11 protein-coding genes are annotated in these 11,749 nt (G+C 69.2%); 6 read left to right on the top strand and 5 right to left on the bottom strand.

The genetic code is table 11. The features are described from left to right. The first annotated feature begins 21 nt into the window (after nucleotides 1-21). The 5 genes from OG300_RS18610 (at nucleotide 22) to OG300_RS18590 (ending at nucleotide 5,761) form a co-directional block, all read left to right on the top strand. Nucleotides 22-1,512, top strand: a complete 1,491-nt coding sequence (locus tag OG300_RS18610) for an amino acid deaminase (protein ID WP_405497631.1) — start codon at nucleotides 22-24, stop codon at nucleotides 1,510-1,512. Between the two features lie 13 nt (nucleotides 1,513-1,525). Further along, nucleotides 1,526-3,142, top strand: a complete 1,617-nt coding sequence (locus tag OG300_RS18605) for an amidohydrolase family protein (protein WP_405497629.1) — start codon at nucleotides 1,526-1,528, stop codon at nucleotides 3,140-3,142. Then, on the top strand, nucleotides 3,139-3,816 hold the full coding sequence (locus tag OG300_RS18600; RefSeq protein WP_405497627.1) for a bifunctional 4-hydroxy-2-oxoglutarate aldolase/2-dehydro-3-deoxy-phosphogluconate aldolase: 678 nt from the start codon (nucleotides 3,139-3,141) through the stop codon (nucleotides 3,814-3,816). Before OG300_RS18605 ends, OG300_RS18600 begins: the two co-directional genes overlap by 4 nt. A gap of 4 nt (nucleotides 3,817-3,820) precedes the next feature. Further along, a complete protein-coding gene (locus OG300_RS18595) occupies nucleotides 3,821-5,287 on the top strand; it encodes a GntP family permease (RefSeq protein ID WP_405497625.1) in 1,467 nt (488 codons plus the stop codon). A gap of 105 nt (nucleotides 5,288-5,392) precedes the next feature. Further along, nucleotides 5,393-5,761: a DUF6188 family protein gene (locus tag OG300_RS18590; RefSeq protein WP_405497623.1), complete on the top strand. Its 369-nt coding sequence runs from the start codon at nucleotides 5,393-5,395 to the stop codon at nucleotides 5,759-5,761. A gap of 8 nt (nucleotides 5,762-5,769) precedes the next feature. On the opposite strand, the gene OG300_RS18585 is transcribed toward OG300_RS18590, so the two are convergent. From OG300_RS18585 to OG300_RS18575, 3 genes are all read right to left on the bottom strand, one after another. Then, nucleotides 5,770-6,255, bottom strand: coding sequence for a carboxymuconolactone decarboxylase family protein (locus tag OG300_RS18585; RefSeq protein WP_405497621.1), 486 nt, complete (start codon nucleotides 6,253-6,255; stop codon nucleotides 5,770-5,772). A gap of 125 nt (nucleotides 6,256-6,380) precedes the next feature. Then, nucleotides 6,381-7,061: an HAD family hydrolase gene (locus tag OG300_RS18580; protein WP_405497619.1), complete on the bottom strand. Its 681-nt coding sequence runs from the start codon at nucleotides 7,059-7,061 to the stop codon at nucleotides 6,381-6,383. A gap of 169 nt (nucleotides 7,062-7,230) precedes the next feature. Then, nucleotides 7,231-8,151: an RNA polymerase sigma-70 factor gene (locus tag OG300_RS18575; protein WP_405497617.1), complete on the bottom strand. Its 921-nt coding sequence runs from the start codon at nucleotides 8,149-8,151 to the stop codon at nucleotides 7,231-7,233. Nucleotides 8,152-8,643: 492 nt separating this feature from the next. On the opposite strand from OG300_RS18575, the gene OG300_RS18570 reads away from it, so the two are divergent. After that, the gene (locus OG300_RS18570) at nucleotides 8,644-9,366 is read left to right on the top strand and encodes a helix-turn-helix domain-containing protein (RefSeq protein WP_405497615.1); all 723 of its coding nucleotides are present in this window, start codon (nucleotides 8,644-8,646) and stop codon (nucleotides 9,364-9,366) included. A gap of 8 nt (nucleotides 9,367-9,374) precedes the next feature. On the opposite strand, the gene OG300_RS18565 is transcribed toward OG300_RS18570, so the two are convergent. Beyond that, the gene (locus OG300_RS18565; RefSeq protein WP_405497613.1) at nucleotides 9,375-9,869 is read right to left on the bottom strand and encodes a nitroreductase family deazaflavin-dependent oxidoreductase; all 495 of its coding nucleotides are present in this window, start codon (nucleotides 9,867-9,869) and stop codon (nucleotides 9,375-9,377) included. A 91-nt stretch (nucleotides 9,870-9,960) separates the two neighbouring features. Beyond that, on the bottom strand, nucleotides 9,961-11,673 hold the full coding sequence (locus OG300_RS18560; protein ID WP_405497611.1) for an LCP family protein: 1,713 nt from the start codon (nucleotides 11,671-11,673) through the stop codon (nucleotides 9,961-9,963). Nucleotides 11,674-11,749 lie beyond the last annotated feature (76 nt).

The following is an 11,749-nucleotide window of genomic DNA, read 5'->3' as shown; positions in this document are numbered from 1 at the left end:
CTATGACCCGGAAGGAGCATCGTGGCCATCGACAACGAGGTCGAAGCCCCCGGCGGCACCGTCGCGAATCGCACGCTGGACGACACCGTCCGCGCATTCGAGGACACCGTGCTGGGACCGCAGCACAAATCCCTGCCCCCCGCCGCCTGGGGATCCACCGCGCGTGAATACCTGGCCACCGCACCGCATCTGGACGACCTGCAAACCCCGATCCTCACCATGGACCGTGCCGCCCTCGACGCGAACCGCGCCGTCATGGCCGACTGGGCGCAGGCCGCCGGAGTCCGGCTGGCCCCGCACGGCAAGACCTCCATGTCCCCGCAACTGTGGCGCGAACAGCTCGAGGCCGGAGCCTGGGGCATCACCCTGGCCACCGGCTGGCAGGTGCAGGTCGGCCGCGCGGCCGGACTGGACCGCATCATGCTGGCCAATGCCCTGCTCGATCCGGTCGGATTGCAGTGGGCGGCAGCCGAACTCGCCTACGACCCGGAATTCGAGCTCTACAGCTGGGTCGACGGCGTCGGCTCGGTGCGCGAGATGGAACGGCACCTCACCGACGCCCCGGAGGGTGTGCGGCTGAGCGTGCTGGTGGAACTCGGTGGGCCGCACGGCCGTACCGGCGCTCGTGGGCTGGCCGCCGCACGGGCGGTGGCCGAGGCGGTGCACGAGTCGCCGCGGCTGCGGCTGGCCGGAGTCGGCGGTTACGAGGGCGCACTGGCCCACGACCGCAGCGTCGAGGGACTCGACGCGGTGCGCCGCTACCTCGATGAACTCGCCACGCTGCACCGCGAACTCGCCGACGCCGGACTGTACGAGCTCGGGGACGGTGTGTCGCCGCGGGTGTACGACTTCCAAAGCTCCTCCGATACAACGGGATCCACCACGGATAGCGCGCCGGACGGCCATCGGCCCTCGAACGCTCGGGCTGGAGGATCGCGTCGGACCGCGATAGTCACGGCGGGCGGCAGCGCCTATCCCGACCTGGTGGTCGAACACCTGGCCGGACTCGCCGACGAGCAAGGCGCGCACGGGGTTCCGACGACCGTGGTGCTGCGCTCCGGGGCATACCTGGTGCACGACGACGGCTTCTACTCCGGTATCTCACCCCTGGCCCAGGGGCGCACCGCGCGTCCACTGCGGTCGGCCATGCACGGCTGGGCACGCTGCGTGTCCCGCCCGGAAACGGAACTCGCCCTGCTCGACGCGGGCAAGCGCGATCTTCCGTTCGATGAGGGATTGCCGGTCCCGCAGCGGATCGCGGGATCGGCAATGCACGCGGGGCGCGAGGTGCCGCCGCTGCCCGAGGACGCGACCGTGTCGGCGCTCAACGATCAGCACGCCTTCCTGCGCCTGCCCGGCGGTTCGGCCGCCGACGCGCCGGTGGGCAGTGTGGTGCGGCTGGGACTCTCGCATCCGTGCACGGCGTTCGACAAGTGGCGACTGGTACCGGTCATCGATGACGCCGACGCACCGCGTCCGCGCATCGTCGGCTTCCTGCACACCGTCTTCTGAGCAGCGGAACATCATGGCCGACCTACTGATTCGTGATATCGAGGTCATCGACGGCACCGGCGCCGCGCGCTACCGCGCGGACGTGGTGATCGACGGCGGTCGCATCGCGCGCATCGCCCCGCCCGGCACCGTCGCCGGAGCCGATCGCATCCTCGACGAGGGCGAGAACCTGGTGCTGACACCGGGTTTCATCGATATGCACGCCCACTCCGACCTGCACCTGCTGCTGGAGCCGGGGCACTTCCCGAAGCTGAGTCAGGGCATCACCACCGAGGTGATCGGGCAGGACGGACTGTCCTACACGCCGATCGACGACGCGGCGCTGGCGGAGGTGCGCCGCCAGATCGCCGGATGGAACGGCAATCCCGCCGATTTCGACTTCTCCTGGCGCACGGTCGCGGAATATCTCGACCGCCTGGACGCCTCCGGCATCACCCCCAACGCCGCCTATCTGGTGCCGCAGGGCACGCTGCGGCTGATGGTGGTCGGCAACGAAAAGCGCGCCGCCACACCGGCGGAGATCGCGCGCATGCGGGAGATCCTGGCGCAGGCGCTGCGCGAGGGCGCGGTCGGCATGTCCAGCGGGCTGACCTACACGCCCGGAATGTACGCCGACACTTCCGAACTCGCGGCGCTGTGCGAGGTGGTCGCCGAATTCGGCGGCTTCTACGCCCCGCACACCCGCTCCTACGGCGCGGGCGCGCTCGACGCCTACGCCGAGATGATCGAACTGGCGCGCCGCACCAGTTGCGCCCTGCACCTCACCCACGCCACCATGAACTTCGGCGAGAACCGCGGGCGCGCACCGGAACTGCTCGCGATGATCGACGCCGCGCTGGCCGACGGCTGCGATGTCAGCCTCGACACCTACCCGTACCTGCCGGGCTCGACCACGCTGTCGGCGCTGCTGCCCAGCTGGGCCATGTCCGGCGGACCCGACGCGGCGCTGGCTCGCCTGCGGGATCCGGCCGAGCGCGAACGGATCGTCGCGGATGTGAACGTGCACGGCTCCGACGGCTGCCACGGGGTCACCGTGGAATGGGAGACCATTCAGATCAGCGGGGTCGGACACCGGGAACTCGACGAGTACGTCGGGCGCACCGTCGCGCGGATCGCGGTCGATACCGGACGTGAACCGGTCGAGGTGTTCTTCGACCTGCTGACCCGAGATCAGCTGGCCACCACCATCCTTCAGCACGTCGGCCACGAGGAGAACGTGCGCGCCATCATGCGCCACCACCGGCATATGGGCGGCAGTGACGCGCTGCTGGTGGGGGAGCGGCCGCACCCGCGCGCCTGGGGCACCTTCCCCCGGTACCTGGGCCGCTACACCCGTGAACTCGGGGTCCTCGAGCTCGAGGACTGCGTGCACCACCTCACCGGACGGCCCGCCGAGCGACTGCGACTGCACGAGCGCGGGCTGGTCCGCGCGGGCTACGCCGCCGACCTGGTGCTGTTCGATCCGGCCACCGTGATCGACAAGGCCACCTTCGACAACCCCAAACAGCAGGCGGCCGGACTGCCGTATGTGCTCGTGAACGGCGAATTCGCCTTGGACGCGGGCAAACCCACCGGCATTCGCGCGGGCCGGGCGCTGCGCGCGGACGCCACCCGAAAGGAGACCAGATGACCACCGCTGCGTCGAGCGAGTCGGCGATTGCCGCGTCCGGCGAACCGGCCACCGCCCTGGACGTGATCCTCGCGGATCGCGCCCTGACCGTGGTGCGGGCACCTGAGATACCCGACCCCGTCGCCCTGGCCGACGCGCTGGCCGGAGCCGGAATCCGCGCGGTGGAACTGACTTTCACCACTCCGGGCGTGCTGGAATGCCTGCGCCGGGTGTCGGATGCCGGGCGCGCGGTGATCGGCGCGGGCACCGTGCTGACCCCCGGCCAGGCCGAGGCCGCCATCGCGGCGGGCGCGCAGTTCCTGGTCACCCCGGGCGTCAGCGAGCAGGTCGCGGAAGTCGCTGCCCGCCAAGACATTCCGGTGGTCATGGGCGCGTTCACGCCGTCGGAGGTGATGCGCGCCATGGAGCTGGGTGCGGCCGCCGTGAAGATCTTCCCCGCCCGCGCCCTGGGCCCGGGCTATCTGAAGGACCTGCGCGGTCCGTTCCCGAATGTCCGCCTGATCCCCTCGGGTGGAGTCAATGCCGGCAATGCCGCCGAGTTCCTCGCCCACGGCGCGGTAGCGGTCACCGCCGGAACCGACGTCGTACCCCCGGCCGCCGTGGCGGCGGGCGAATGGGCCGAGATCGCCTCGCGCGCGGCCGCGTTCGTCCGGGCAATGAATTCCGAGAGGTAGAACCATGAGCGCCACCGTCGATTGGCTGCGCACCAGCACGTCGGGACTGCTGCTGCTCTGCGGCCTGGCCATCGCCGTGCTGCTGATCGCGATCATCAAGTTCAAACTGGAGCCGTTCATCGCGCTGCTGCTCACCGGACTCGGACTGGCCCTCGCGGCCGGGCTGCCGGTGACGCAGATCGTCGGCTCACCGCTGAAACCCGGAGAGTCGCTGCTGGAGACCGGGTTCGGCGGCATCCTCGGGCACATTGCCGTCATCATCGGGCTGGGCACCGTGCTCGGCGCGATCCTGGAACGCTCCGGCGGCGCGGACGTGCTCACCGAGAAGCTGCTGAACCTGTTCGGGGAGAAGGGCGCTCCGGTCGCCATGGGCCTGCTCGGGCTCATCTTCGGCATCCCGGTGTTCTTCGACATCGGCATCTTCGTGCTCGCGCCGCTGGTGTACGTCGCCGCCAAGCGCGGCGGGCGGTCGCTGGTGCTCTACGCGCTGCCGATGCTGGCGGGGTTGTCCATGACGCACGCGTTCCTGCCGCCGCATCCCGGACCGGTCTCGCTGGGCGGGCTGCTCGGGGTGAGCCTGGGCTGGCTGATCGTGATGGGATTCGTCTGCGGCATCCCGGGATTCATCGCGGCGGGCATCGTGTGGGGCAGCTGGATCGGCAAGCGGGTCCAGATCGAGGTGCCCGCGGAGTTCACCGTCGGCAAGCAGGACGACGAGGTGTCGGCCGGAACCGGCGGCGGGCAGCCCACGGGCGGCACCGCTACCCTCGCACCCGGCGAGACGCAGGTGAAGCAGCCGCCGACCGTGGGCCTGATCGGGGCCATCATCGCCGTCCCGCTGATCCTCATCCTGGGCGCGACCTTCGGCAGCCAGTTGCTCGACGCGGGTTCGACGACGCTGCAGATCCTCACCTTCCTGGGTACGCCCGCGGTGGCGCTGCTGCTGACCGTGCTCATCGCCTTCTATGTGCTGGGCATCCGGCGCGGCTCGTCGGTGCAGGAATCGAGCACGGTGACCGCCGAGTCGCTGCGGCCGGTGGGCATGCTGCTGCTGGTGGTCGGTGCGGGCGCGTTCTTCGGAAAGGTCATCTCCGCCACCGGGATCGGCGCGGCGCTGGCGCACACCATGGCCGCGGCCGGGCTGCCGGTGATCGTGCTGGCCTACGTGATCAGCTGTGGTTTGCGCATCGCGCAGGGTTCGGCGACCGTCGCGATCGTCACCACCGGCGGCATCGTCGCGCCGCTGGTGCACGACGCCGGTTACTCGCAGGTGGCGCTGGCGCTGATCGCCATGTCCATCGCGGCCGGGTCGATCATCCTCAGCCACGTCAACGACGGCGGCTTCTGGATCATCCAGAAGTTCTTCAACATGACCGTGAAGCAGACGCTGCAAACCTGGTCGGTGCTGGAAACCGTGCTGTCCGTGGTGAGTTTCGCGGTCGCCGGAGTGCTCTTCGCGATCCTCGCCTGATGTGACACTTCCCACCGAATCGGCCCGCGATCGCCGCTGAAGCGCGCGGGCCGGTTCGGTAGCGGTGCACAGTGGTGTCACACACTTCGGCAGCGGGAGGCAAGCATGGACCTACCGATTACCGGTGCGGCCCTGGTCATATCGTCCATCACACCGCATCGGCTGGTCTGCACCGCCGGTGACTACGAATTGCACATCGAAGCCGAACTCGTGGTCCACTCCCCGGACGGCCCCACCCTGCACCGCATTCCGGGCGAACCCGACGCGGAGGATCTGGCCGACCGGATCAGCGGCCTGATCACCGTCGCCGAGGTCGACGAGCACGGCAACCTCCGCATCGACCTCGACACCGGCCGCCGCCTCACCGTCGAACCGGATCGGTACTTCGAGGCGTGGAACCTCAGCGCACCCGGTCGCTACCTGGTGGTCTGCATGCCGGGCGGTGAGCTGGCCACCTGGACCGAACTGACCTGAGCCACAGGTCAGTTCGCTGCCGCGTCGAACATGCCGACCTGATACGACCCGCCCGGCTGGCGCAGGATGACTCCGAGCCGGTTGGCGGCGTTGATCAGCGCCACCTGCGACACCAGGGCGGCGAGCTGATCGTCGTCGAAGTGCTCGCGCACCCGCGCCCAGGTGCCGTCGCCGACTCCCTGGGACGCGTCGGCCAGCCGGGTGCCCTCCTCCGCGAAGGCCAGCGCCGCCCGCTCGGCCTCGGTGAACACGCTCGATTCCCGCCAGGCCGCAACCAGATTCAGCCGCACCGCCGTCTCACCGGCGGCCGCCGCCTCCTTGGCGTGCGCGTCCAGGCAGAACCCGCAGCCGTTGATCTGACTGACCCGCAGCGACACCAGCTCCTGAATGGACCGCGGCAGCGTCGAACGCATGATCACCGCACCGGCATTGGCGAACCGGTTCGCGAACTTCGCACCGAACTCGTTGGCGGCCAAGTCGAATCGGGTTTCCATGATGGCTCCTCCTGCTCGTCGAGAGTGACGACCACAAGACCCCGCCCACGCGGCTGCTGTGACAGGCCCGAAATGTGAACTGCGCCACCGTGCACGGTGCGGCTCCGATCCGGAGCCACACCGCCTCAGTTGTCGACCGGAATCGCCTCGGCCGACGCCGCGAGCGCGCTGCGCAGCCAGGGCAGGGCCTCGACGGCGCTCGGGGCGTGGTGGGTCGCGAGGTCCAGCTCGGGCGGCCGCAGCGCGGCCGACCAGCTCGGGACCGCCAGCACCCGCATGCCCGCGGTGTGCGCGGAGCGGATCCCGGCGGCCGAATCCTCCACTGCCACACAGTGTTGCGGGTGCACGTCCAGGAGTTGGGCGGCGTGCAGGTACGGGGCGGGATGCGGTTTGGTGGCGGTCTGATCCTCGCGGGTCACCACCGTCGGCATCCGCAGCCCGTAGTGCGCGAGGGTGGCGTCCACGAACCGCCGCGGTGAGGCCGACACCACCGCCACCGCGACCGTGGAGGCCGCGAGCGTCAGCAGACCCTGCGCGCCGGGCAGCAGCCCGATCCGGCCCGCCCGCACCCGGGCGATCATCAGATCGCAGCAGTCCTCGACCACCTGCTCGACCGGCAGCCCGCCTGAGACCCGGGCGAGATGACAGGCCCAATCCCCGTGCCCGTGCGTCGAATTCCGGTCGGCGTCGCACCACACGTGACCATGTCGCGCCGCGTACTGCTCCCAGCACCGATCCCACGGCCCCATGGTCGCGACCAGGGTTCCGTCCAGATCGAACAGGACCGCGTCGATCCGCGCGCTCACGCGGGCACGATCTCGGACTCGATCCGACAGGGCGGTTCGGCAACGGGTCGATCGGGTCGGCCCAGGGATACCACCATCGTCTATCGCCCTCGCTTGTCGTCGGGAATGGAGTCGAAGCGTGTGTCGGGGCTGACAGTAGTGGCAGTGATGTCCGTTTCCGGGGAGGTGGTCAGCGGGTGACGGGGGTGGGTTCGGTGAGGCGGGACAGCTTTTCGGGGTTGCGGACCACGTAGAGGGCGGAGACCAGGCCGTTGTCGATGCGGAGGGTGAGGACGGCGTCGAGTTCCTGATCGAAGTGGATGAGCAGGGCCGGGAAACCGTTGGCCTGCACCGGAGTGACGGTGACCGTCTGCGGGGTGCGGCGCAGGCCCGCGTCGAGGATGCGGGCGACGCGGTCCGCGCCTCGGACGGGGTTGGGGATGGCCTGTTTGATGCCGCCGCCGTCGCCGACGAGGACCACGTCGGGGGACAGGATGTCGATGAGGGCTTGCAGGTCACCGGTTTCCACGGCGTGCTGGAAGGCGTCGAGGGCGTGGCGGGCGTCGGCGGGGTCGGTGATGCCGCGCGGACGACGTTCGGCCACATGGCCTTTGGCGCGATGCGCGATCTGACGCACGGCGGCGAGACTCTTGCCGACGGCCTGCGCGATCTCGTCGTAGGGCAGATCGAAGACCTCGCGGAGCACGAAAACCGCACGCTCCGTGGGCGACAGGGTTTCCAGCACCAGCAGCATCGCGGTGGAGACGCTGTCGGCCAGTTCCACGTCCTCGGCCACATCCGGGGTGGTGAGCAGCGGCTCCGGCAGCCACGACCCGACATAGGATTCGCGGCGGCGGCCCAGCGTGCGCAGCCGGGTCAACGCCTGGCGGCTCGCGATCCGCACCAGATAGGCCCGCTCGTCGAGCACGGTGGACAGCTCCACCCCCGACCAGCGCAGCCAGGTCTCCTGCAGTACGTCTTCGGCGTCGGCCGCCGAGCCCAGGATCTCGTAGGCCACCGTGAACAGCAGATTCCGGTGCGCCATGAAGGACTCGGTCGCCGGATCCTCCAGTGCCGCCGTGGCTTCGCTCTCGATCCGCTCGCCCACCATCACCGGGTTCCTCTCACTCGCCTCGATCGTGCGACCCACCGGAGTGCGGGGGCCACCCACAAGACTCCGGTACCGAGCCGCGTGTGACAGGTCGGAGAAAATAAAATTCGGTGTGCGTGCCGTGACCGCCGGGACGGGTCCCCGTCCGCCCGGCGGCCACGACATCGCAGGGCACGCGGCTCCGAATCGGAACCTCGTGCCGGAGCGCCACTCGGCACGCGAGCGCGTCGCCTCGGCGATCGCCGTGCGGTCCGCGTTCGTGCCGTCCCCTCGCGGACACCCGGTGTCGCCGCGGCTGTTTCGCGGCCCTCAGAGCATCCCGACCGGTATGGGTATGGTCAAGCTCGAGCAGTGTCCCAATTTGTCCCACTCGACTTTGCGGAGAGTTTGCTGATTCAAAGTTCGCTTGACATAACCGAAGTGGTGCGCCCCCTGGTCGCCGGGTAGATTTACCGGAGAAAATCAGTTTGGAATGGGCTTCTGGAGGGTTGTGTGAACGCGTCGCGCTCGGAAATTGCGGACTATTTGCGAGGGCGGCGTGAGGCGGCCGGTCTCACCCGGGCCGACCTGGCGCAGCGAGCCGGGGTGTCCGAGGCGCTGATCCAGAAGATCGAGCAGGGCACCCGGCAGCCGACCGCCACCGCCCTCGGTGCACTCTTCGACGCGTTGCAGGTGCCGCCGCAGGTCCGCGAATACGCGGCCACCAAATTGCAGCCCGAGTTGGCTACCTTCGGCACCGAGATCAGCCCGCCCGAACCCTACGAACTCGACTTCCTCGAAAGCATGCCGTACCCCGCCTGCTATCAGACCATGCCCGCGGTGGATCTGGTCGCCGCCAATCAGGCGTATCTGCGGGCGTTTCCGGGCCTCGAACCCGGCGGCAACATCATCGAGTGGATGCTGCTCGATCCGCGCGCCCGCGAGGTCATCTACGACTGGGAACGCGAAGCGCACTTCATGGTCTACGGGTTCCGCTACATGGGCGCGGCCATCCACTCTCCCGAACGGATCGCGGCGATCGCCCAGCGATGTAGTGCGGCGCCGGAATGGGATCGCTTCTGGTCCACCGAGGTCGCGCCGGAGACCATCGCCGGCCGCTGCACCCGGGTGCGCTCACCCGAGACCGGCGAGTGGGAGAGCCTGCACATCCAGGTGTTCAAATTCGAAGTGCCGCAGCGCCCCTGGTGGATCTACTCGCTGGTCCCGGTGCGCTGACCCGGCTTTCAGTTCGCGCGGGTGAGCACCGCGATCGGGAAGCGGCGCGGGCTCAGCGCGCGGTAGGTGGTGAAGTCCGGGTACGCGGCGACGAGAGTGGCCCAGCGGCGGTCGTATTCGGCGTCGTCGGTGATCACCCGGGCCGCCACCGGCCAGGTGTCACGGCCGACCCGGACCTGTCCGTGCCCGGCGGCCTCCAGGTTCTTCCACCAGTTCGGCGTGCCGGGATGGCCGCCGTTGGAACCGCACGCCAGCAGGTCCGCGCCGTCGCGCACCAGCATCAGCATGACCGGGCGCGCCTGCCCGGATTTGCGCCCGGTGACGGTCAATTCGAAGACCGGCCGCCCGAACAGCGTGGTGAACCGTGCGCCGCCGAAGTGCTCGAACAGGCGGCGGTGCAGTCGCGCGTAGAAGCGGGAGACCGCACCGAGGTAGGTGCTCGAGTAGTGGTTGAAGCGGCCCGACAGGGTCAGCTGCTCGTTTCCGGAAACCGTGCCGGTCATTGGTATTCCTCTGCGTCACCCGATGTTTCGAGGCTCACTGTACATGGCGTCCAGTCAGTGGCCTCGGTGTGGCGCAAGCGCCCCCGCGTGATCAGTTCACGCAGGGGATCTTGGAACCGATGGTGGTGGTGACCGGCTTGCCGGAATCCGGTGCGTCGGAGGTGGAGTCGGTGGTGGCCGTGGTGCCGGTCGAGGCCGACGAGACGCCACCGGTCGCCGTCGCCGCCGTGGTGGCCGTCGAGGCCGCACTCGGGTCCAGCGACGCCGGGATGTCGAGATCGGTGCCCACCACCAGCTTCACGTGCCCGGAGGACACCTCGGTGGACTGCGCCACCGGTAGCCCGCCGAACATCTCCGAGAGCTGCTTGGCGTCGGTGTCCGCACCGGCGCCGTAGTAGATGGTCGAGGTGGTGCCGTCCGCGTACGAGGCATTGCCGACGTCACCGGCCGGGAAACCCTTGGCGGTCAGCAACTTCGACACCTTCGAGGCCTGCCCGGAGGTGCCGCTGGCATTGACCACGTCGAGGGTGGAGGTGGGGATGGTGGCCGGAGCGCTGGGCGCGGCCGGGGCCGAGACGCCGAACGCCTCGCGCACCGTCTTCTTGATGGCCACCGGGTCGATGACGTTCACGTCCTGGCCGTCGACCGTGTCGTAGCGCAGCACCGGCAGGGTGCGGAACTCCATCGTCGGGGACTCCGCGCGGCCCAGCTTGGTGGCGAAGTCGGTGAGGTTCCAGCCCTTCGAGAGCACCACGTCGTTGTGCGCCACGTCCATCAGCGACTTCAGCTTGGCCGGATTGGCCATGGTGCCCGAGCTCTTGAGCGAACTGGCCACCGAGGTGAGGAACGCCTGCTGCCGGTGGGTGCGGTCGAGGTCGCCGTTCTCGAGCCCGTGCCGCTGCCGCACGAAGGCCAGCGCGTCGGAGCCGTCGAGGTGCTGCGGTCCGGCGGGGAATTGCGCGCCGGAGTAGTAGCTGTCGTCCACGGCGTGATTGAGGCACACGTCGACGCCGCCGAGCGCGGTCGCCAGATCGTAGAAGCCCGCCAGCGAGATCTCCGCGAACTGGTTGATCGGCACGCCGGTCAGCGCCTTCACGGTCTGAACGATGCTGGCGCGGCCCGCTTCCCGGCCCTGGAACTCCAGATCGGGGCCGTCGACCGCGCCCTGCGCCTTGAGCTTCTCCTCGACCGTGTACTTCTTGAGGCCGTACGACTCCTTGATCTTGGCGTGGTCGTAGCCCGGAATGCCCTGTACGGGAACGTAATCGTCACGCGGGATGGAGAACGCGACGATGTGTTTCAGATCCTTCGGAATGTGCACCAGGATCAGCGAATTGGCGTTGTAGCCGCCCTCGGTGCCGTCGCCGGCGTGCAGCTGGTCGAGGATCGCCTTCGGCAGGTCGTTGCCGTTCAGGTCTTTTCGGGTGTCCAGGCCGATGAGCAGCATGTTGATATCGCCGTCGAGGTTCACGTCCTCGGGTGCGATGGCGCCCGTGCGTTTGAAGCCCGCGTCGAAACTGTGCTCGCCGTACCAGATCACACCTGTCGCGCCCATCACACCGGCGGCGATGAGTGCGACGAAACCGCGGCTGGCCAGTTGTAGCCGTTTGGCGGTCGGGCTCGCGGGCACGCTCTTGCCCGAGCGCTTGGCGGCCGCGCGCCGCTTGTCCGCGCGCCGGGAGGTGGGCGTCGCTTCGGCACGCCGTGAGCGGCGGGAAGCGGGTGCTGGCGTCTCCGGTGCCTTGGGGGTGCGGCCCGCCTGGGGGCCGACGACCGGCAGCGGTTGAGTGGCGTCGTCGTACATGGCGCTGTCGAGTGTGCCGTAAGCGGCGCTTCCTGTCAGATTTCCGGCCCGTTGTGAATGAGCTTGCACAGTCGTG

The organism is Nocardia sp. NBC_00511 (assembly GCF_045161165.1).
Classification (GTDB): Bacteria; Actinomycetota; Actinomycetes; order Mycobacteriales; family Mycobacteriaceae; genus Nocardia.
The sequence above is the reverse complement of the archived record's forward strand: the minus strand, read 5'-3'. Positions and strand labels throughout refer to the sequence as shown.

What these genes read in the sequence shown, in the direction of transcription:
- OG300_RS18575 (WP_405497617.1), bottom strand. Translation starts at nt 8,151, where the DNA reads ATGGTGGGCGAGCGGATCGAGAGCGAAGCCACGGCGGCACTGGAGGAT.
- OG300_RS18585 (WP_405497621.1), bottom strand. Translation starts at nt 6,255, where the DNA reads ATGGAAACCCGATTCGACTTGGCCGCCAACGAGTTCGGTGCGAAGTTC.
- OG300_RS18595 (WP_405497625.1), top strand. Translation starts at nt 3,821, where the DNA reads ATGAGCGCCACCGTCGATTGGCTGCGCACCAGCACGTCGGGACTGCTG.
- OG300_RS18600 (WP_405497627.1), top strand. Translation starts at nt 3,139, where the DNA reads ATGACCACCGCTGCGTCGAGCGAGTCGGCGATTGCCGCGTCCGGCGAA.
- OG300_RS18560 (WP_405497611.1), bottom strand. Translation starts at nt 11,673, where the DNA reads ATGTACGACGACGCCACTCAACCGCTGCCGGTCGTCGGCCCCCAGGCG.
- OG300_RS18565 (WP_405497613.1), bottom strand. Translation starts at nt 9,869, where the DNA reads ATGACCGGCACGGTTTCCGGAAACGAGCAGCTGACCCTGTCGGGCCGC.
- OG300_RS18590 (WP_405497623.1), top strand. Translation starts at nt 5,393, where the DNA reads ATGGACCTACCGATTACCGGTGCGGCCCTGGTCATATCGTCCATCACA.
- OG300_RS18605 (WP_405497629.1), top strand. Translation starts at nt 1,526, where the DNA reads ATGGCCGACCTACTGATTCGTGATATCGAGGTCATCGACGGCACCGGC.